General features: G+C 61.9%; 13 protein-coding genes. 7 read left to right on the top strand and 6 right to left on the bottom strand.

All coding sequences use genetic code 11. The features are described 5' to 3' along the window. Positions 1-41: 41 nt before the first annotated feature. On the bottom strand, positions 42-608 hold the full coding sequence (locus B5X82_RS26455) for a hypothetical protein (protein ID WP_139385138.1): 567 nt from the start codon (positions 606-608) through the stop codon (positions 42-44). 717 nt (positions 609-1325) lie between these two features. Here B5X82_RS26455 and B5X82_RS19935 point away from each other — a divergent pair. Next, complete coding sequence (locus B5X82_RS19935) at positions 1326-2243, top strand: hypothetical protein (RefSeq protein ID WP_139385137.1); 918 nt, start codon at positions 1326-1328, stop codon at positions 2241-2243. A 617-nt stretch (positions 2244-2860) separates the two neighbouring features. Here B5X82_RS19935 and B5X82_RS19930 read toward each other — a convergent pair. Continuing rightward, entirely contained in the window at positions 2861-5206 is a 2346-nt protein-coding gene (locus B5X82_RS19930; protein ID WP_079649925.1) for a membrane-bound PQQ-dependent dehydrogenase, glucose/quinate/shikimate family, read from the bottom strand. 193 nt (positions 5207-5399) lie between these two features. Here B5X82_RS19930 and B5X82_RS19925 point away from each other — a divergent pair, with 193 nt between their 5' ends. From B5X82_RS19925 to B5X82_RS19910, 4 genes are all read left to right on the top strand, one after another. After that, complete coding sequence (locus B5X82_RS19925) at positions 5400-6050, top strand: TetR/AcrR family transcriptional regulator (protein ID WP_235862735.1); 651 nt, start codon at positions 5400-5402, stop codon at positions 6048-6050. Positions 6051-6303: 253 nt separating this feature from the next. Continuing rightward, on the top strand, positions 6304-8748 hold the full coding sequence (locus B5X82_RS19920) for a TonB-dependent receptor (RefSeq protein WP_235862734.1): 2445 nt from the start codon (positions 6304-6306) through the stop codon (positions 8746-8748). Positions 8749-8798: 50 nt separating this feature from the next. Next, positions 8799-11180, top strand: coding sequence for an arylsulfatase (locus B5X82_RS19915; RefSeq protein WP_079649922.1), 2382 nt, complete (start codon positions 8799-8801; stop codon positions 11178-11180). Between the two features lie 711 nt (positions 11181-11891). Then, the gene (locus tag B5X82_RS19910) at positions 11892-14252 is read left to right on the top strand and encodes a TonB-dependent receptor (protein ID WP_079649921.1); all 2361 of its coding nucleotides are present in this window, start codon (positions 11892-11894) and stop codon (positions 14250-14252) included. Positions 14253-14424: 172 nt separating this feature from the next. Here the strand turns inward: B5X82_RS19910 and B5X82_RS19905 are convergent, their stop codons facing one another. Together B5X82_RS19905 and B5X82_RS19900 are read right to left on the bottom strand one after the other, a co-directional pair. Beyond that, a complete protein-coding gene (locus B5X82_RS19905; RefSeq protein WP_079649920.1) occupies positions 14425-15195 on the bottom strand; it encodes an enoyl-CoA hydratase-related protein in 771 nt (256 codons plus the stop codon). Positions 15196-15207: 12 nt separating this feature from the next. After that, the gene (locus B5X82_RS19900; RefSeq protein ID WP_079649919.1) at positions 15208-15954 is read right to left on the bottom strand and encodes an SDR family NAD(P)-dependent oxidoreductase; all 747 of its coding nucleotides are present in this window, start codon (positions 15952-15954) and stop codon (positions 15208-15210) included. Positions 15955-16271: 317 nt separating this feature from the next. Between B5X82_RS19900 and B5X82_RS19895 the strand changes: the two genes are divergently transcribed. Both B5X82_RS19895 and B5X82_RS19890 read left to right on the top strand, forming a co-directional pair. Beyond that, a complete protein-coding gene (locus B5X82_RS19895) occupies positions 16272-17354 on the top strand; it encodes a zinc-binding dehydrogenase (RefSeq protein ID WP_079649918.1) in 1083 nt (360 codons plus the stop codon). Between the two features lie 14 nt (positions 17355-17368). Then, positions 17369-18634, top strand: a complete 1266-nt coding sequence (locus B5X82_RS19890; protein ID WP_079649917.1) for a cytochrome P450 — start codon at positions 17369-17371, stop codon at positions 18632-18634. A gap of 208 nt (positions 18635-18842) precedes the next feature. Here the strand turns inward: B5X82_RS19890 and ribB are convergent, their stop codons facing one another. Both ribB and B5X82_RS19880 read right to left on the bottom strand, forming a co-directional pair. Continuing rightward, complete coding sequence (gene ribB, locus B5X82_RS19885; RefSeq protein ID WP_079650011.1) at positions 18843-19955, bottom strand: 3,4-dihydroxy-2-butanone-4-phosphate synthase; 1113 nt, start codon at positions 19953-19955, stop codon at positions 18843-18845. A gap of 34 nt (positions 19956-19989) precedes the next feature. Continuing rightward, on the bottom strand, positions 19990-21675 hold the full coding sequence (locus B5X82_RS19880; protein WP_079649916.1) for a class I adenylate-forming enzyme family protein: 1686 nt from the start codon (positions 21673-21675) through the stop codon (positions 19990-19992). Positions 21676-21896: the final 221 nt, after the last annotated feature.

Genomic DNA, 21896 nt, shown 5'->3' with positions numbered 1-21896 from the left:
GCTGCCGGGGATTGGATGTGAGCGGCAGGTTTGTATCCTTGCTACCGGTAGATCCGCTTCCACACTCGTCCGGCTTGTGTGATGGTTAGGTGATACCGAGACTGAAAACCAGGTTCGACGTAGCCTTCGACGAGCTTTTTTTGGATAACCAATCTTGATCCCGCACCTCGAATAAAGGCGCTCAGCATTTCGGGCGAGACAGAGTGCCCGTACGCATATTCGAACTCGTTGCCCCATTCGAGCCGACGACGTCGATCAATTTCCCGGCCAGGAAAAAGCGCACGAAGGCCTTTCTTTAGATATTGCTCTCCTAGGCCGGAGCTATTCCCGCGACAACCATAGTAATCAATCAACTCATCGAAGATGTCTTGCCTCTCGGCCGTAACGATATCGCTAATCAGTTTGTAGGCCCTCTCTCGCAGAGATTCTAAAGTGACTCGGCTACGTGCGCCGACCATCACTCCAGACTGGGCGGTTCCCCACTCCTTTCTAAAGCGAAGTGCCAATCTTTCGAAGGCTTGAGCATCGACGCTCAGCTTGAGCGAGCCGCGGCTTATTCGTCCAAGCCGCGTCGGGCTGCCACGCCGAGTTGAACTGTTTGCCACCATCCAACTGGTTCCAGCCTTCGTAGGTTCGAGATCGACTCCCCCGATGCGATTCTTAGCGTCCGCAAATTGCGGACGCAATATTGTGAAAAGTGGTGAAATGCAGCGGCAATTTGGGTCGACAGAGGTGGATTTGGTCGATCCGTAAACGATGCGACGTGGGGATTGACCCTCACGATTGCATGAGGACGAACTATGTCTAGGAAGCGAAAGGCAGCGCCAAGCGTCGCCGGTCCGGTCGATTATGAGCGGGCATGTAAAGAGCTCACGAAGGTCTTGGCCAGGCTAACGAAGGGCGGAAACGGCGAGCCGAGCAAGCAAGTCTATTTCGACGAGGTTTGGCTCGCGGATCGATGGAACGTCAGCGAAAAGCTGATTCAGAAAATGCGTTACGATGCCACAGGTCCCCAGGTTACGCGCTTCGGGACCGCCGTTAGGTATCGCCTACGCGACATTGTAGCGTTTGAGAAGAGCAGTCGGGAAATGCCGGCCATCTCCGAAGAAATCATAGCATAAAGTCCGATAGATTCCCATGCAATGAGATTGCACGCGTGCAAACCTCGCTGCGAGGGGGCGTATATCGACTGTCGGGCTATGTAATATACATCACGGGCATGATAACTCACTTTATCTTATTATGGGATATACTGGTTAATGCTATGCATTCCTGGATAAAGGAGTTCATGCCTGCAATTATTGCGAGGCATTATGATGGAATTGATGGAGGTCTATATCAGGGCCCGCGCGTGGGAGACCGAGGCGCGCAGTCTTGATTTCGTCCAGCTGCTGGAGAAGGCGGTAAGGTCGTGGGACTTGCCAGTTAGGCTTAGGCATCAACTAAGATGCATGATCGGCCAAGATGCGGCGATGAATGACATGCTGGCCTGCGATACGAGACTCAGGGTCGTGTCGCAGGATGCCATGGTTCAAACGCTAGTGGATTACTGGCTGCCTGTGATCAGCAAGGCGCGGAGTATGTTCTTTCTAACATTCGCCGATGATCGCGGTATCACGTCCGATCGGACGCCTAATCTGCGATGTTCCTCGCTTCAGCAGAAGGTGGCCGGCGCGCTGAAGGGGCTCGGATTGTCGGCGGTCGTTCAGACCGAGATACAGGGACTGATGAACTACCCCCAAAAAGGGCATGGTCGCCTGTTGCTCACGAACTCCCACGCAATTGCGTGGGGTGATGTCTCACCGCGGACGATAAGTCGCAAGGTGGGCGAGCTTAACCGCTCTAGCGTGTGGACGAATCATTTTGGCGTTAAGCCCATACTTTGCCGCGAGATGAAGGATGGCTTGGCTGATCTCGTCGTCGTTGCTCACTACATCGACAAGTTGCCGGTGGAGGCCAAGAACCTGTTCAAGAGCAAGCTCTACGAGACGATGGCGGGCTACCGGCCCGAGTTCGCCCTACGCCTTTTCGAGGCTCTCTCATACCTTCGCCTGCCTGATATAGTTATGGGTATCGGAGAAGGGCAGGCTGTTCGGGACACTTGGGAATGCCGCGTTGCAGAGTGGCAGGAATTTCGTCAGCGGATCGACCGCGAAACGCCTTTCCTGCCTATGCGGGAATTCTGGCGGTTAGCCCGTGCAGAGAATGGGAGCCAATTGTTCAAGGCGTTCAAGGTGGCTTAGGGTAATCCGTCGCAGGGCCTGACGCTTAGATCGTTGGCGTCAGGCCCTCTGCATTGCCCCGACTTCCTACCGCGTCGTGCTTACTTCGTGCTTACTATATCGCCTAGGTTGCAAGGCTTTTACAGATAAATTGCTTTATATTATAATTATTTATAGGTGAAATCGTTCACGAGCTATGGTACTTTAGGTACATGCGAAAATAGGGCGTAGTCTGGCGTGTATAATCGTAGCATTTTTAATGGCTTAACTACGCTAGGGCAGCTGCTGATCGAGCCGACTTCCGCTATGGTGCTTACACGGTGATTACAATTTTGCCTCGTTCAAGCACGGCAGGGAGGCCTGTATGGCAGCCGGAAAGATCATCAAGCACACAGTCGACACGCTATCCATTCGGTTGGAAGGGTGGCGGTGGGGGATTGAAAGGTGATCAAAGCCGCGGATGACCGCTGCGCATCGCAGCCTCGGCGATCAGGGTGATGATGGGGCGCCATCTCCCTTCCTTTTGGACTGCGAGGTAGCGAGCGGATCTCGGCGCGTCACAAAGCTCTGGCGGGCCCATCTGCGCCGATGGGGCGATGCGGCTATCTGGCGGGCTGCACTGGTGCAACCCTGCGCCGTCATCGATGTCGGGGTAACGCGAACGCCACGACATAATCGCCTAGCTTGCTACCCAGCCAGCGGTTGCCGCCAGCCGCGATAACCACGAACTGGCGGCCGCTCTTCGGGGAGACGAAGGTCATCGGGGTTGCCTGTCCGCCGGCCGGGAGCGGAGCACGCCACAACATCCGTCCGCTGGCCGTCTCATAGGCGCGTATCGCGCTGTCCTGCGTCGCGCCGATGAACGTCAAGCCGCCTGCCGTGGAGATCGGGCCACCGGTGTTGGGGGTGCCGATGGTGAGCGGCAACCGTGTCGGGATGTCGAGGGGGCCGCTGTCCTGCGCGGTTCCGAACGGCCGGATCCACCCTATGTCGCGGCTTCGCAGGTCGATCGAGACGATCTCGCCATAGGGCGGCTGGTTGCACGGCACCCCAAGGGGGGAGAGGAAGGGGCCGGTCTTCGCCGCAAAGGGCGTGCGTTCTTGCGGGAGATATCCAAAGGTTCCTTCCACCCCGGGAGCGAAGGCCTTCACACCAGCAGCATCGGCCTCCGCGCGCGGGACGATCCTTGTGTAGTTGGCGACGTGGCTGACGTTGATCACCAGCCGCATCGTCCTCGGATCGACCGTCAGGCCGCCCCAATTGGTTCCCCCCAGATAGCCGGGATAGGTCACGCTCGGCTTGAGGCCGGGCGGTGTGAAGATGCCCTCGTAGCGCGCCTGCCGGAACTTGATTCGACACCAGAGCTGATCGAGCGGAGTGAGGCCCCACATCGCTTTTTCGCTGAGATCGGCGCCCCTCAGGGACGGCAGCGACGAGAAGGGCTGTGTGGGCGACAGCCATTCTCCGGGGGCGGTGCCGCCCTGGGGGACGGGGCGCTCCTCGACCGGCGCGATGGGGCTGCCGGTGACGCGGTCGAGAAGGAACAGCTCCCCTCGCTTGGTGGACTGCACCAGCGCCTTGCGCAGCTTCCCTTCGACCGGAAGGTCGAGCAGCACGGGCTGCGCGGGGACGTCATAATCCCACAGATCGTGATGGACGGTCTGGAATGCCCAGCGCAACGCGCCGGTTTCGACGTCGATCGCGGCTATCGAGCTTCCGATTTTCTCATCGAAAGGACGGCGCTGCTTCCCGTAATAATCGGGCGTCGGGTTGCCGATGGGAGCGTAGACCAGGCCCAGTTCTTCGTCGGCGCTCATCGGCCCCCAGCTATTGGGGGTGGAGAGGGTATAAGTCTTGCCCGGAGCTGGTTCGCCATGATCGTCGGGGCGCCCGATATCCATCGCCCATGCAAAGGCGCCGGTGCGTGCGTCGAACGCGCGGATGACGCCTGACGGCTCCTCCCAATATTGATTGTCGGTGACCCAGCCGCCGAGAATGATCCGTCCGCGGACGATGGTCGGCGGCGATGTCGTGTAATAATAGCCGGGATATTTCTGTCCCATCCCCTTGAGCAGCGATACCACGCCACCCTTTCCGAAATCCTCGCAGGGCCGGCCCGTCAGCCGATCGACGGCGATCAGTCTCGCATCGACGCTATTGGTGATGATCCTTTCGGCGCAGGGGCCACTCGCGCCAGGAGCCTTGTAGAAGGCGACGCCGCGGCATCCCGCGCTCAGCACGCCCTTGCGCTCGGTACGCGCATGATAGCGCCAGATTTCGCTGCCCGTGTCACCGTCCAGAGCTATGATGTCGTTGAAGCTGGAGCAGATGTAGAGGGCGTTGCCGACCTGGACGGGTGTCGCCTGGAGGCCGGCCTTGCCGACCAGGTTCACCTCACCGATCCGGAAGGTCCAGGCCCGCGCGAGCCCACCGACATTGGCGGTAGTGATCTGCGCAGCCCCGCTGTGCTTCCGGCCAAAGTCATCTCCTCCAAAGCGCGACCATGGCTGCATGGCCGGCGAACCGCCGGACAGTTCGACGGCCGCCGTCGCCGTTTCCGTCCGTTCGCGGTTCGCGATCACCAGCGTGACGCCGCACAGCAGCAGGGCAACCGTAACTCCGCCGACCATGCGCTTGCCGAAGCGCCGCGCCGCCCAGACGCCTCCGATCAGCAGGCCAAGCGCGAGGGGAAGGCCGATACGGGGCGCGAGGGCCCACCCATTGCTCCCGCTTTCCCATATCGCCCAGCCGATTGTGAAGGCCAGGAACAGGGCATAGGCCGGCAGCAATCTTCGATCGCCGCGCCAGGCGAGCACGGCATTCAACAGGAGTGCGGCACCGCCCAGCAGATAATAGGCCGATCCGCCGAACCAGATCAGCATCGCTCCACCGCCCGCCATCGGCAGGCCGATGAGGGCAAGGAGAATGGCTATCAGCTTCTCCACCCAGCCTGGCTGATATGCGCTGCGGACATGCGACGTCATGCTTATATCCTAATATGAATTAGCCAAATATTTGGCTTTTTGGATGCGATGGCAATGCATGAAATTCGGCGATTTTAGCGGGTATAATCTCTGGAATAAGGGAATTTGTCTAATAGAAATTAGCCAAAAGAGCGGGCTGGATTTTCCTATGCCTGCTATCATAGGAGACGGTATCGTCTAACTGGGAGGCCTCGTGGCGCGGGCAAGCGAGATCCGGCAGCGTTTGATCGTAGCGGCGGAGAGGCTGTTTGCCGAAAACGGGATCGATGGCGCTTCGCTTCGCCAGATTGCGGCGGCCGCCGGCTTCGCCAACAACTCGGCCGTGCAATATCATTTCGGTTCCAAGGGCGGCCTGCTCGATGCGGTCTTCCGCTACCGCATGAACCAGATGGAGGGGGAGCGCGGTGAGCTTCTGGTGGCCGCCGCTTCCCGGGGGCTGCTAGGGGACGTCAAGACGCTCCTGCAGATCATCTGTCTGCCGCATCTGGGCCTGGTGGATGAAAACGGGCGCCATCCCTATGCGCGGTTCCTCTGTCAGTATCTGCTGCGCCATCGCCCGCCCGCAATCGGCTGGGTGCCCGGAACGGCTGTTCCCGATCCTCCGGAAAATCTGCGCCGCGTCCAGGAGCTGCTGCGTGAGCGTCTTTTCTATCTTCCGGCGCCGATCGTTGCTCGCAGGCTGGTTACGGCGACCATCATGTACCTGTCGGTCCTCATCAACCATGAGGCGATCGGCGTCGATGTGGCCGAGGGTGAGGGGCTCGATCAGGCGTTGGACGATACGATCGATCAGATGGTGGCATCGCTGAGCCTGCCTCGTCGAGAGGCGTTTCCGGCAGCATAAGCTAACCAAATTTAGGGAAATCTCTATCCCGGTCGATCGGCCGGATCGGAGGTTCTGCGTCCATTTTCGCCCCCTCTTCAATTTTATTTTCGTATCACTTGCCTTAAATTCAAATTCAAATTAGGTAAATTCCTGTCGCCTTTCTCGCAATATCGCGCGATCAACGGCTGTCGGCCGCGTGTGAGAGCAAGGAAGGTAAGGCAGGTGATATAAAATCGAGCCTCGCCGCTCGAGTCAGGGGAGGAGCGTCGCAATGATGTCTATGAATATGAATTACCGTCGGCTGCTTGGTGTCGTGCTGCTTGGTTCGACCGCGCTGGCGAGCTCGGCGGCGCTGGCCCAGGCTGCGATCGAGCAGGGGGCCGCTGTCCAGGAGACCGGCCTGACCGATATCGTCGTCACCGCGCGCAAGCGCGCCGAGACGACGCAGGACGTGCCGGTTTCGATCAGTGCGTTCGATGCGAAGACCCTCGCCGCGAAGGATCTGACCAATCTGGAGAAGCTGGCAACCCAGTCCCCACAGTTCACCGTGGGACGCGCGGCCATCGGATCGGGGGCGCAGCTCACCATCCGCGGCATCGGTTCCTCGTTCAGCTCTATCGGCCTCGAGCAGTCCGTCGCGGTGGTGGTCGACGGCGTTTATTATGGCCAGGGCCGCGTCATCAACGAAGGCTTCTTCGATCTTTCGCGCGTCGAGCTGCTGAAGGGGCCGCAGGCGCTCTTCTTCGGCAAGAATGCGACCGCGGGCGTGGTGTCGATCACGACGGCGGAACCGACCGCCAATCGGGAGATTGCCGGCAAGCTGGGCTATGAATTCCGTTCGCGCAACCTGATCGGCGAAGTGATCGCATCGGGCCCGCTGACCGACACCCTGTCGGGCCGGGTGGCGATCCGTGGAACGAAGATGTTTGGCGGATATTTCAAGAATCGGTCGGTCGACCAGCCCTATAACACCACGGACGTGGCGACGGGTGTCGTGACCCAGCACGTCGCGCCTGCGGTTGATCGCAACACACCGCAGGAGAAGGAGTTCGTCGGCCGCGTCACGCTGAAATGGGAACCGACCGACGCGCTGACCGCGACACTGAAATCCAGTGTCACGCGGACGAGCAACAACAATGGCTCGTGGAATTTCGTGACGTTCCGGTGCTTGAACGGCACGGCACAGTTCAACGCTTCACAGCCCTGCCGCCGCGCCTTCAATATCTACCAGAATGCTTTTCCAGATGAGTTCGCGGGCAAGGTGCCCTTCCTCAACGACGATGGCGATGTGGGATCGCAATATCGGTCCTTCTCGGTGACCGGCTCGGTCAACTACGAACTCGACGACATCACTTTCACCAATGTCGCCAATTTCAACAGCAATCGCAGCAGCTATCAGATCGATGGCAAATGGTATTCGAGCCCTGCCATAGAATCGTGGGGTACTGAGCGGACCACGTTCCGAGCCTTTTCCGACGAATTCCGGATGCTGACGAGCTTCGACGGGCCGCTCAACGTCATGTTGGGCGCTTATTATCAGAAGACCCGCCGCGAATATGGATCGTCGGGCATTCGCCTGGGCCATGAGAACAGTGCGGCCCCCGCGCAGTATCGCTACGCCACGATCGTCAAGGACTCCGCCACCGACGGCGAGACGATCGCCGGCTTCGGACAGGCGATCATGAAGCTCATTCCCAAGGTCGAGCTGACCGCCGGCGTGCGCTATACCCATGAGACCAAGGACAGTTATTTCATCCAGCCTTACGCCCATCCCGGCCCGGTCGCGGCTGGATCGGTGCTTCCCAACGTGCGGGTCACGGCCGACCAGACCTTCACCAACTGGTCGCCTGAGGCCACCGCGACCTACAAGCCCAACCGCGACATCACGCTCTATGTCGCCTATAAGACCGCTTACAAGTCGGGCGGTTTCTCGAACTCCGGCATCCTCAGCCGCGCTTCGACCGTCCGCGATTTCACCTTCGAGCAGGAAAAGGCGAAGGGCTTCGAAGGCGGTATCAAGACGACGCTGCTGGATCGCCAGTTGCGTTGGAACCTGGGCATCTATCGCTATACCTTCACCAATCTCCAGGTCGACTTCTACAATGCGGCGATCATCGCGTTCACGACCTACAATGCTGGCGCGGCCCGGACGCAGGGCGTCGAGAGCGATTTCGAGTTCGCGCCGCGCGCTATGCCGGGGCTGACGCTGCGGGGATCGTTGAACTACAACAAGGCGCGCTACAAGAATTTCCCCGGCGCGCCCTGCTATACCGGGCAGACGATCGGTGGCGGGTGCACGATCGTCGCCGGAATCCCGCGTCAGGATCTGAGCGGCACGCCAACGGCGATGGCGCCGAAGTGGACCGGCACCTTCGGCACCAATTACGATATCCCCGTCGGCGGCGGGATGGAGCTGAGCCTGTCGGCCGATGGGCGCTACAGTGCCTCCTATCTGACGAACGTGTTCGGCAATCCGTTCTCCCGCCAGCGCGACTATGTGACGCTGGACGCGGGCGTACGCCTCCACAGCGAGGATGATCGCTGGGGCATCGCGCTCATCGGCAAGAACCTGACCAATAGCTTCTACGTCACGGGCAGCACGGATGCCACGTTGACCGGGGGCGGCACCGGAACGGCGGCTGGCCGTCTCGGCGATCAGGTTGGCCTGGCCGCGCTGCCGAGGACGGTCACCCTCCAGCTCAGCGTGAAATATTGATCTCGACGGGGCCGCGCACCGCGCGGTCCCGCCTTCCCTTGGAGTTCCAGATGCGTTTCAAGGCCAGGTTGCTCACCAGCTGTTTCACGAACCTCGTAGACGCCACGCGCGCAGGTCGTGCCATCACCACCGGTCTGATCCTGTTCGCCAACGGTGCCGTGATGGCGAGCCCGGCCGTGCTGCCCGTTCCGACGACCGCTTCGGCGACGCCCGTCGGCCGGGTCGCGGCCGACATGGCCTCCAGTTGGCCGAAGCCGGTCGAGGCGCCGGCCAATGCCCCCAATGTGATCCTGATCCTGACCGATGATGTCGGTTTCGGCGCGGCCAGCAGCTATGGCGGGCCGATCCCGACGCCGAACTTCGATGCGCTGGGGCAGCGCGGCCTCCGATATACGCAGTACAACAACGCCGCGATCTGTTCGGCGACGCGCGCGGCGCTGCTCACCGGGCGAAACGAGCATGCCGTCGGAATGGGCACCGTCACCAATGCGCCGACGGGCTATGAGGGCTATACCAGTTCGATCCCGAAATCGGCCGGAACCGTCGCCGAGGTCCTTCGTCAGAACGGCTATCAGACCGCCGCCATTGGCAAGTGGCACCTGGTGCCGGAATGGGAGGAAAGCCAGGCCGGGCCGTTCGATCATTGGCCGACGCAGATGGGCTTCCAATATTATTACGGCTTCATCGGCGCCGATACCGATCAGTTCACGCCTGCATTGACCGAAGGCACCTCGCCGGTCGAGCCGCCGCATGACGACCCCACCTATATTCTCGACCGAGACCTTGCCGATCATGCCATCCGGTGGATCGGCCAGCAGCGGCAACTTGCTCCCGACAAGCCGTTCTTCCTCTATTATGCGACAGGTAGCACCCACGCGCCGCACCAGGCGCCTCCGGAATGGCTCGCGAAGTTCCGCGGCAAGTTCGATCGGGGCTGGGACGTCGCACGGAGCGAGACCTTCGAGCGGCAGAAGCAACTCGGGATCATCCCGGCCACGGCCAAGCTGACGAAGCGCCCCGATTTCATCCCGGCCTGGTCGTCATTGAGCCCGGAGAAACGGCGCGTCTTCGCGCGGCTGATGGAAGCCTATGCGGCCCAGCTGGCTTATGCCGATTACGAGATCGGCCGCGTCATCGACAGCCTTCGCGCAAGCGGTCAGCTTGACAACACCATGATCGTCTTCGTCCAGGGCGACAATGGCGCCAGCGGGGAAGGCGCCCAGCAGGGTTCGCTCTACGAACAGGCTTTCATCAATCGCTACGACGAGCCCTTCAACGATCTGGTGGACAACATCGACAAGATCGGCGGGCCCGACGCCTATAATAATTACCCGACGGGCTGGGGCTGGGCGATGAACGCGCCGTTCCAATATTACAAACAGACGGCATCTCATTTTGGCGGCCTGCGCGATGGCATGATCATCAGCTGGCCTTCGCGGATCAAGGACATGGGCGGCGTGCGTCCGCAGTTCCACTATGTCACGGATATCGCCCCCACCATCTTCGACGCGGCGGGCGTACAGGCCCCGGCGATATTGAACGGCGTGCAGCAGATGCCGATCGACGGCATCAGCATGGCCTACAGCTTCGATCAGCCCGATGCGCCATCGCGGCGACGGACCCAGGTGTTCGAGATGATGCAGAATCTGGGCATCTATCATGATGGCTGGTGGGCCGGGACGACGCCGACCAATGCGCCATGGGATTTCTTCAAGGTGGTTGGAACCAGCGATCCCAACGATCGCAAGTGGGAACTGTACAATGTGGCGCAGGACTATTCCCAGGCCGACGACAAGGCAAAATCCAACCCGAAGAAGCTGCTGGAGATGCAGCAGCTCTTCTGGGCGGAGGCGGCGCGGAACAAGCTTCTGCCAATCCACAGCGCGAGCGAGGGGGCAAAGGGCGCGCCATCGCCACGTGGCGATCGCACCAGCTTCAGCTTCCAGCCCGGACTAAGCCGTGTACCCCCGCGCGTCGCGCCAGAGACAATCGGCCATTCCTATACGATCAGCGCGGACATCGAGATTGGCACCGACGATGCACAAGGCGTGCTGGTAACCCATGGCGGCAAGTTCGGCGGCTACGCCTTCTATCTCGACCAGGGCGTTCCCGTCTTTCACTACAACGCCATCGGCACGCGGCAATATCAGGTACGTGCTGCGCAGCGACTGTCGCCGGGCCATCATGTCCTGACGGCGCGGTTCGAAGCGGACGAATCCCGCCCCGGTTCGGGCGGCATGCTGACGATGACGGCCGACGGCCAGGCCATTGCGTCGGGGCGCATCGAGCATACGCTGTTCGCGCGCGTGTCGCTCTACGAAGGTTTTGATGTCGGGCAGGACACGCTGTCTCCCGTCAACGCGGACTATAGGATCGCGACGAGCCGCTTTCGGGGCAAGCTCAACCGGCTCGATTTCACGATCGACAAATAGGTTGAAGTCATTGCCGCCGTTTCAGCATATGGCACCTCGCCTTCGGGATAGGGCCAGTGCCCGGCGGCACCTCCTCCAGCCATGCGGGATTTCACCGCCCGTCTCGCGTGCAGGCCCAATGGTCCCGTTCCGGCGTGCTGCCCGATTTTCGGTCGGCCTCGAAAGATTCGCAGCGATGCCGATCAGGAGAAGTGGTCGGCTGAAGCTGATTCGATTGCCAACAGCGGAGTAATCGTTGCCGACGAGGAAGTGATGTAACCTCGTCGAAGTCGGCATCCTCATTCGGCTTCCGAGAAGTGGATCGCCGCATGCCATCGGCTACGGTCGCTTTGTATGCATGTGGCCAAGTCGAGCTCATCGTTCGGGCGCGGGCATAGTGGTCGCCATCCGATATGATGTTGTGATCGGAAGGCCGTGACTTGTCCGGGGGCGAACGAAATTATAGCCTAATATAAATTCTATTTTCTGGCTACGTTGGCCGACTGGGGCGCATGGCCCCGCCGCTCCTGGCGGCGTTGATGCGGCCGGTGCATGAGTGGGGAGTCAAATATAATTGAATATTTTCTTATGCTTATGTTCGTAATGACCGCGAAATGAGGAAGGCGATCGGATCGAGCGAAGGCTCGTTAGACCAGCTTGACATCTGCCTAATCGTCGTTAGCCTATATGTGCCAGTCATCGATGAGTGATGGGCAGATATGGGAGGTGGAGATGTATCTGAAGCGGCAGTTGGCGTTCGGCGTTGGTATCTTGGCGCTTGCCGCCGGAGTGCCGGCGTTCGCCCAAGAGGTGGCCAAGCCGGCGGGTGAAAATTCGACGGACGACGTCACCGCCATCGACGACATCATCGTCACGGCCCAGCGGCGGTCCGAATCCCTTTCGAAGGTGCCGGTGTCGGTGTCGGCCTTCACCGCGGACACCCTGCAGGCGCGCAACGTGTCGAGCGAGCAGGACCTCGCGGCGCTGGTGCCCGGCCTGATCGTGAAGAGCGGGCAGAATTCCAACCAGATCAGCTTCACGCTGCGTGGACAGACGCTTGATCCCTTCTCGGGCTCCAGCCCGGCGGTGCTGACCTATATCAACGAAGCGCCGCAGAGCGCCGGCAACACCGCGACGGCCTTCTTCGACTTCAGTTCGGTGCAGGTCCTGAAGGGGCCGCAGGGGACGCTGTTCGGGCGCAACGCCACGGGCGGCGCCATCCTCTACGAGACGACAAAGCCGGGTGACAGTTTCGGCGGCTATGCGACGCTCAAGGGCGGAGAGCGAAACTATATCCAGGTCCAGGGCGCGCTGGACATCCCGATCTCGGAAGCGGTGAAGATCCGCGTTGCCGGCGACTACAACAAGCAGGACGGCTATATCCGCAACGCCAAGACCGGCAACACCCTTGGCGACACCGATGCGCTTTCCGGGCGGATCACGCTCGTCATCGATCCGTCGACCGGAATCAAGAACACCACCGTGGCGCAATATAGCGACTTTGGCGGCTCCGAGGGCGCCGGCGGCCTGTATTCGTACCATGCGTGCGGTGAAACCAACAACGGTTACACCCTGACCGCGACGCTCGACTGCGTCTATGGCGCCAACAGCCCCTTCGCGCCGACGATCGGTGACGGCCCGATGGGCGACGGCACCTGGCCGGGCGCCGTCGCCGGCTATCTCGCATGGCAGAAGGCGCACCCCTATGAGGTGTGGCTGAGCTACGATTTGCCGCACAAGGCGCACTCCGCCTTCGTCACCAACACCACCGAGGTGGAACTGGGCGACGATCTCACGCTGAAGAATATCTTCAACTATGCGGACGCCTTCGCTCGGACGCCGGGCATCCTGTCCGGCTCGCCCTTCGGCTCGCTCAACCTCTACAACCGCACCGGCCTGGGCAATGGCCCTCCGGGTGGCGAGGAATTCTCGACCAAGGCGATTTCGAACGAGGTACAGATCCAGGGCAAATCGGGCGCGCTGGAATATATCGTGGGCGCTTTCTATTCGAAGTCGAAGAAGAAGGAATATATTCCGGTCATCGTCGGATCGGAGCTCGCCACGCCGCTCGCCGACATCGCCTATTTCTACCATCAGCGATCGGAATCGAAGGCGGTGTTCGCCCAGCTCAGCTATGATCTCACCGATCGCCTGAAGCTGGCTGCCGGCGGCCGCTACACCTGGGAGACGGCGAAGCTGGACCAGATCCGCGGCAGCCTTTTCAACCTGACCGGCAACACGCCGCTCAAGCAGAAGGCGAAGCTGCATGATCCGAGCTGGACGCTCAATCTGCAGTATCAGATCGATCCGTCGAACATGGTCTATTTCGCGCAGCGCGGCAGCTTCCGTGCGGGTGGCTTCAACGGCGCCGTGGTGCCGTTCAACGACACCAACTTCTTCGATAACGAAACCACCTATGACTTCGAACTGGGATACAAGTTCGCCGGGCGCATCGGTGACGTCCGCTCCCGGATCAACATCGCGGCCTACCGCCAGATCGTGAAGGATGCCCAGCATTCGATCTACGCGCTGGTCAACGGCAATCCGGCGGCGTTCACGGTCAACGTTCCGGAGAAGCGGATCCAGGGTGTCGAGTTCGATGCCAATTTCCAGCCGGCAAACTGGTTCGAGTTCGGCTTCTCGGGCGCCTATACGGATGCGAAGTTCACCAAGAACGTCGTCGACCTGTCGTCGGCGACCGGCGTGGCGGGCCTGAAGATCCCGTTCGACACCTATACCGATGCGCCCAAGTGGGCGGGGTCGGTCTATACGGTGATCGGACTCCCCATTCCCGAGGAGCTGGGCCAGGTGAAGCTTCGCACCGACGTGTTCGGCCAGACCAAGACCTACTTCTCGAACAATGAGGGCTCGATCACGCCGCGCACCCAACTTCGCAAATATATGACCGTCGACATGCGGCTGAGCTGGGACAACATCAGCGGCAGCAACATCAGCATCGCGGCCTATGTGAAGAACCTGTTCGACAAGCTCTACTATAATTCGGGCTATGTCGAAGGTGCCAGCGGCGGCTTCAACACCGCGATCTGGGGCGAGCCGCAGACCTTCGGTGCGGAGATCACCTACAGGTTCTGAGGTTTCCGCGAGGGGGATCGCGGGCGGCGGCTTCGCGATCCCATCGACGGAGACTATACGGAAGATCTTCGCCGCTCCATCCTCCCCAGGGTGGGGCGGCTTTCTTCATGGACGGTAGCGGAAAGGACGCGGCGTCGAACGGACCGCCTGCGGGCTTTCGATCAGGGTGTCGTCAGCGTCCGGACCAGCGCGGCGGTCGACGCTCGGCCCAGGCCCGTTCGGCCTCCAGCCGATCGTCGGACTGCCGATAGGCGGCAATGAGCGGGTAGGAGCGCGCCAGCGCTTCGCCTAGCGGATGCTCCAGCCCCTCGAGCGCGGCCTGGCGGGCCGCCTGCGACACCAGCGGCGCGCAGGCCAGCAGCTTGTCGATCCACTGCTGGACGCCGTCCGCCCATTCGGCGCGGGGGAGGCAGGCGTTGACAAGCCCGAAGCGGAGCGCGTCCGCCGCCGTCAGTGGGACGCCGGCGACGATCATCGCCATGGCGACATGATGGGGAAGCTGGCGGATCGCTCGATGGACGACGCCGCAGTGATCGATGACGCCGACCTTCGCCTCCGGCAGGCGAAAGACGGCATCGTCGGCGGCGATGATGATGTCGGCGCACATGGCCAGTTCGAAGCCCAGGCCCAGGACATGCCCATGGACGGCGCAGAGCAACGGCTTGCGCAACCGCCTGAGGCGGCCGCCGATACCGGTCAGGCCGCCGCCGAAGGAAAGGCCGCCATGGCCGGTGGGCGGCGCGTTCATGTCGCCGCCCGCGCAGAAGGCGCGATCGCCGTTCCCCGACAGGACGGCGACCCATATGTCGGGATCCTCGTCTATCCGATCCCAGGCGTCCGCCAGCGCCCGGTCCATCGCGTCGTCGATGGCATTGAGCGCCGCAGGGCGGTTCAGCCGGACATCCGCGACATGGCCACGGCGTTGAAATTGGACCGGGGCCATCGGCGGTTCGGATCAGTGCGCCAGCATGCCAGCATCCACCAGATGCTCCGACGCGGTGATGTAGGAGGATTCATCGGAGGCGAGGAAGAGCACGAGGTTGGACACCTCGACCGGGTCCGCGATGCGGCCGAGCGGAATCTGCGCCAGCGCCTCGCCGCCGACCTCGTCGGTGGCCTCGACCATCATCGGCGTCTGGATGAAGCCGGGATGCACCGAGTTCACGCGGATATTGTACCGGCCATATTCCATCGCGGTCGCCTTGGTCATGCCGCGCACAGCGAATTTGCTGGCGACATAAGCGAGGCTGGGGAAGCCATAGTTGGCGGCCATGCCGGCGATCGACGAGATATTGACGATCGAGCCTCGATTGGCCTTCACCATCGTCGGCAGCACCGCCTGCATACCGTAGAACACCGAATGCTGGTTGATCGCACATACCTGCTGATATCCGGCATCGGTCAGGTCGACCGTGTTCGCCATCGGTCCCAGGATTCCGGCATTGTTGACGAGGATGTCGATCGTGCCGAACCTGGAGACGGCGGCGTCGATCACGGCCGCCCACTGATCGGGCTTCGTCACGTCGTGGTCGACGAAGATGGCCGCTTCGCCGATCTCACGGGCCAGCGCCTGGCCCTTCTCGACATTGAGATCGGTCAGGATCAGCCGGGCGCCTTCGCGCGCGAAGGTGCGGGCGTGGGATTCTCCCATGCCGCGCGCGGCACCGGTGATGATGGCGACTTTGCCTGCGAGGCGGCCCATATATACTCCTCTCGGGAATTCCTGCTTTAGCCTAATAATGATTATAGAATATAAGTCCGGCCTTTCTGTCAATGCCATTGCGGGGAGAGTGGTTGCGCATGGGCGCGTTCCTTGCGGAAATTTTGAAATAAATTTCACAAAATCAATAAATTGTGCCTAATGCTGTGCTGATCCATCAGCCTCAGTGGTATCAATGTCATGATGTATCTCTTGCATCATAAGGCTAATTTTGATTAGTTTAATGACGGGAGCGGCAGGGCCTGTGCGCGCGCCGCCCGGATGGCGGGTCCGCCGCGCGATCGATTGAGGGATGAGAGATGCAGGGCAGAGCGACTGTGCTGGTGGAGAAGAACCGGCTCGAAACCTGGGATGTCGATATCCATGCGCCGGAACCGGGCGGGGCGCTGGTGCGCACCATCCTGGGCGGCGTATGCGGCAGCGACGTCCACATCATGACCGGCGAGGCCGGCGAGATGCCCTTTCCGATCATCCTCGGCCATGAAGGCGTCGGGCAGATCGAACAGCTCGGCGCAGGCGTGTCGACCGACTATGCGGGGGTTCCGGTGAAGCCGGGCGACCTGGTCGTGTGGTCGCCGATTGCGCTGTGCCATCGCTGCTATTCCTGCACCATCCTGGAGCAGACCCCGTGCGAGAACAGCCAGTATTTCGAGGATGCGGGCAAGCCGAACTGGGGCAGCTATGCCGATTTCGCCTGGCTGCCCAACAACATGCCCTTCTATCGCCTGCCCGATCACGCCCGGCCGGAGGCCGTCGCGGCGCTGGGCTGTGCGCTACCGACGGTGCTGCGCGGCTTTGATCGCTGCGGCCCGGTGCGGTTTGGCGATACGGTGGTGGTGCAGGGCGCGGGCCCGGTCGGGCTTTCGGCCGTGCTGGTCGCCGCCCAGGCCGGCGCTCGGGACGTGATCGTGATCGACGGCGCGCCGGCGCGACTGGAGGCGGCGGTGAAGCTGGGCGCGACCGCGACGGTGTCGCTCGCCCTGTCCGCCGACGAACGCAGGCGGGCAATCTATGACAGGGTCGGTCGGCAGGGGCCGGACATCGTCATCGAGGCGGCGGGCGCGCTGCCGGCCTTTCCCGAAGGCGTCGATCTCAGCGGCATACACAGCCGCTACATCATCCTCGGTCTGTGGGGCGCGATCGGCACCCAGCCCATTTCGCCGCGCGATCTGACGCTCAAGAACCTCACGATCGGGGGGGCGTCCTTCCCCGCGCCGAAGAACTACTACCATGCCATGCAGTTCGCCGCGCGTGTCCAGGATGAGGTGCCGCTGGCCGAACTCGTCAGCCATCGTTTCGGCATCCATCAGGCGGCCGAGGCGCTGCACGTCACCAGGACCGGCACCGCCACCAAGGCGGTGATCGACCCCACAATCCGCTGAAGAGGATCAGGTTCATGAACACGGATATACTGACCCCGCAGCCCGTCCGGCCCCGCGCTGCCCTGCCGGACCATGTCCGGCCGGAGCAGGTGCGCGACATCGACATCTACGCCCTCGACGGCATCGAGGAAGGGTTTCACGAGGCCTGGAAGCGCGTCCAGACACCCGATACGCCACCGCTGGTGTGGACGCCGCTGACCGGGGGCCATTGGGTCGCGACGCGCGGTGCGGTGATCGATGAGGTCTACCGCCATCCCGACCGCTTCTCCAGCCGGGTGATCTGGGTCCCGCGCGAGGCGGGCGAGGCCTATGAGATGGTTCCGACCAAGATGGATCCGCCCGAACACACCCCCTATCGCAAGGCGATCGACAAGGGGCTGAACCTGGCCCAGGTCCGCAAGATCGAGGGCGACATCCGCGCCGTTGCGATCGAACTGATCGACGGTTTCGCCAGGAACGGCGGGTGCGATTTCGCGCGCGACTATGCCGGCATCTTTCCGGTCAAGGTGTTTCTGGCGCTGGCCGGCCTGCCGATGGACGACGCTCCCATGCTGAACGCGCTCGCCAAGGAGATGACGCGACCGTCCGGCGACACGCCCGAAGAACAGGGCCGCAGCCTCCAGGCCGCTAACAAGGGCTTTTTCGACTATGTCGCGCCGATCATCGCGGCCCGGCGGGGCGGTGACGGCACCGATCTGATCACGATGATGGTCAACAGCGAGATCGACGGCAAGGCCATGTCGCCGGACAAGATGCTGGGCCTCGTATCGCTGCTGCTGCTGGGTGGGCTGGACACGGTCGTCAACATGCTCAGCTTCATGATGATCTATCTCGCACGCCACCCGGAAACAGTGGCGGAAATGCGGTCCGATCCGATGAAGCTACAGCGTGGCGTGGAGGAGATGTTCCGCCGCTTCGCGGTGGTATCGGATGCGCGCTATGTCGTCGCCGACATGGAGTTTCATGGGGCGCGGCTGAAAGCCGGCGACCTGATCCTGCTCCCGACCGCGCTGCACGGGCTGGACGACAGCCAGCATGTCGACCCGATGAAGGTCGATCTCTCGCGGCGCAATGTGGCCGATCATTCGACCTTCGCCCAAGGGCCGCATCGGTGTGCCGGCATGCATCTGGCCAGACTGGAAGTGATAGTCACCCTTCAGGAATGGCTGAAGCGCATTCCCACCTTCGCGATGGAGCAAGGCGCCACTCCCATCTACCATTCGGGCATCGTCGCCGCTGTCGAGAATGTTCCGCTGGTCTGGGAGCCTGACGGCTCCTGAGAGGCTGGCCGGAAAGTGCCTTACCGCTCATCCTGAGGAGGGGCTGAGCTTTGACGAAGGCCCATATCGAAGGATATTTCTAGCCTCGAACACCCCTTCGAGACAGCATTTCGACTAGGCTCGATGCTTCCTCAGGGCGAGCGGGGACTTTTGAGTCAGACTCTGAGCGGGGGGGGCGTACGGAAGCAGATGACGGGAATCTTCCAGGCTATTCGGTGAGCACGCGCAACGGCCTGCGGGCCGTCACCGAAAGACCGAAACCCTCCAGCGCAGCGAGCTTTGCCGTGCTGGAGGTCAGCAGCGTCATATTCCGCACCCCCAGGTCCAGCAGGATCTGCGCGCCGATGCCATAATCGCGGGTCGCGTTGGTCTCATGATAGGTCTTGCGGCCCCCCTCGATCCGTTTCGAGATGGAATCGGGGCTGGGATCGCGCACGAAGACGGCCACAGCCTGTCCTTCATGGGCGGCGATGGCCTGCAGCGCTTGCGGCACATATTCGGGATGCGCCTGCGACCAGCCCAGCATGTCCGCGGTCATGTCCACCTGGTGCACGCGGACCAGCGTGTCCCTGTCGGGACGGACCTCTCCCTTCACCAGCGCGACATGCTCGCCGCCGTCGATCATGTTGCGATAGACGTGGATGGTGAGATCGCCGCCATAGCGGCTGTGGAAGGGCGCGGACGCGACGCGCGTGATCAGCTTTTCCGATCGCCGGCGATAGGCGATCAGGTCGGCGATGGTGCCGACCTTCAAGCCATGCTCCTGCGCGAAGAGCAGAAGTTCGGGCAGGCGAGCCATGGTGCCGTCATCGTTCATCACCTCGCAGATGACGCCGGCGGGCGTCAGGCCTGCGATCCGGCTGATGTCGACGGCGGCCTCGGTGTGGCCGGCGCGGACCAGCACGCCGCCGTCCCTGGCGGTGAGCGGAAAGACGTGGCCGGGGGAGACGATATCGGCAGCCGTCTTGGACGGGTCGACGGCGACGGCGATGGTATGCGCGCGATCCTGTGCGGAGATGCCGGTGGTGACGCCTTCCCGGGCTTCGATCGACACGGTGAAGGCGGTGCCGTGGCCCGACTGGTTGTTGACCGTCATCGGCGGCAGCTTGAGCTGTTCGGCGCGTGCCTGGGTCATGGCGAGGCAGATGAGGCCGCGCGCATGCTTCGCCATGAAATTGATCTGGCGCGGCGTCGCGAACTGGGCGGGGATGATGACATCGCCCTCATTCTCGCGGTCGTCCGCATCGACCAGGATATAGGGCAGGCCGTCGATCGCGTCCTGGATGATGGCCTCTGTCGAGGAAATGCCGTAGGTCGTCATCATTCGGGTCTTTCGCTGAGGGCGGCCCGGCTGTTCAGCCGGCGCCCGCCGGCGCCGCGATCATTGCGAGCGCCATTTCCTTAAGGATATTCTTCTGCACCTTGCCCGTGCCGGTCTTGGGCAGTTCCGCTTCGGTGATGAACCAGATGTCGCGCGGCATCTTGTAGGGGGCGACGCGTGAAGCCAGCCAGTTGCGCAGCGCTTCTTCGCCGATGGCGTCACCCTCGGTCCTCACGATCCACGCGCAACCCGTCTCACCCCAGCGATCGTCCGGCATGCCGATGAAAAAGGCCTGCGCAACCGCCGGATGGGTGGTGACGAGCTGCTCGAGTTCTTTGGGAGAAACAAGCTCGCCGCGGCTCTTGTAGAGTTCCTTGGACCGGCCGGTCAGGAACAGGTTACCGTCCGGGCGAAACTGGCCGAGGTCACCGGTCCGGATCCAGCCGCCGGGCAGGAACAGCCTGGAGGTCTCCTCGGGTCGCCGAAAATAGCCGAGGCTGTTCATCGGGCCCCGGGTGCATAGTTCGCCGGGCGAGCCATCCGGCAAATCGGCTCCGGTTTCCGGGTCGATCGTCTTGAATTCGCAGATGCGGCCATCCTGCTCGGGAATGCCCGCGACACCAGCCTGGACGATACGGCCCTGCGTCTCGGCGACCACCTCGATCGGATCGCCGGGCTGGGTGCAGACAATCGTTGCCGTCACCTCCGTCTGGCCATAACTGGTGAAGATCTCCTCGCAGCCGAACGTCTCTTGAATCTCGCGCCAGACCCAGCTCGGCGTCGGCGCCGCTGCACTGTGCACGGCGGAGAGGGAAGATAGGTCATAGGAGCGGGACTTGGCCTCCTCCATCATTGCGATCGTCATGGTCGGCACGCCCATGAGATAGGTAGCGCGATGCCGTTCGGTCGCGGCGAGCAGCGCAGCCGGGGCGAACCGCAGCAGCGGCACGATCGAACCGCCCACAACCATGCCCGAGAGCAATCCGACGACCAGGCCGAAACCATGATAGAGCGGAAGCGAGAAAACGGCGCGGCGCCCGTCCTCGAACGCCTGATGATAGGCGCCGGCATAGGCGGCCCGCAGCAGATTGTCGTGGGTCTGCATCACCCCCTTGGGCGCGCCGGTAGTGCCCGACGTGAACATGATGACCGCTGGATCGTGCGGCTCGGCCATATTGGCCGGGGCGAGCCCCTGCGGCAGCAGGTCGGCGAAGTCCGATGATGCCGTGTCGTCGTAGACCAGGCCCGCCTTCAGTTCGGGCAGTGCCTCGCATCGGCCATCGCGCCAGCCGGGAAGTCGTTCATCCAGTTCGCGATCGAACCTCCGGGAACCGAAGCCGGCCATGGTGATCAGCAGCGAGCAACCGGACTCGCGCAGCACATATTCGAGTTCCTTCGGGCCGTAGAGCGTGTTGATCGCCACGGCGACGGCGCCCGTGCGCCAGATCGCGAACAGCAACGGCACCGTGATGGGATAGTTGGCCATCAGCAGTCCGACACGATCCCCGCGCGCAATGCCCATAGCCGCGATGCCGGCCGCAATCTGCTCCGACTCTGCTGCCACGGCAGCATAGCTAAGCGTCTGAGTGTCTGTGATGACCAGCGGGCGCGTTCCGTAATCGCCCTGAATCTGTCTCAGATAGGCGTCGAGCGTCATTTCCCGCCATATGGGGTGCCGGTCGGCCATGGCCTGGCGCCGCGCTGCGATGGTCTCCTTCACCGTCCTGAATCTCCGATCCCTAATTTTTATTATGATGCAAACCCGAGCGTGTGGCGTCAAGCTTTTCGAGAAAATCGATCCAGCCGCAGCGGCGTCACATTTGTCTCCATGGCTGCTAAAATTCCAAATAAATCATAGGAAAATATGGGAAAATTGATGGGAGCGAGTCGCTCTGGGCACTCGGGCGTCATCGGGAAAAATGATGAATCTCTCCCTCGCGG

It is taken from the genome of Rhizorhabdus histidinilytica, assembly GCF_900167915.1.
In the GTDB taxonomy this organism is placed as follows: domain Bacteria; phylum Pseudomonadota; class Alphaproteobacteria; order Sphingomonadales; family Sphingomonadaceae; genus Rhizorhabdus; species Rhizorhabdus histidinilytica.
Note: the sequence above shows the minus strand (reverse complement) of the source record. Positions and strands in the feature narration are given on the sequence as shown.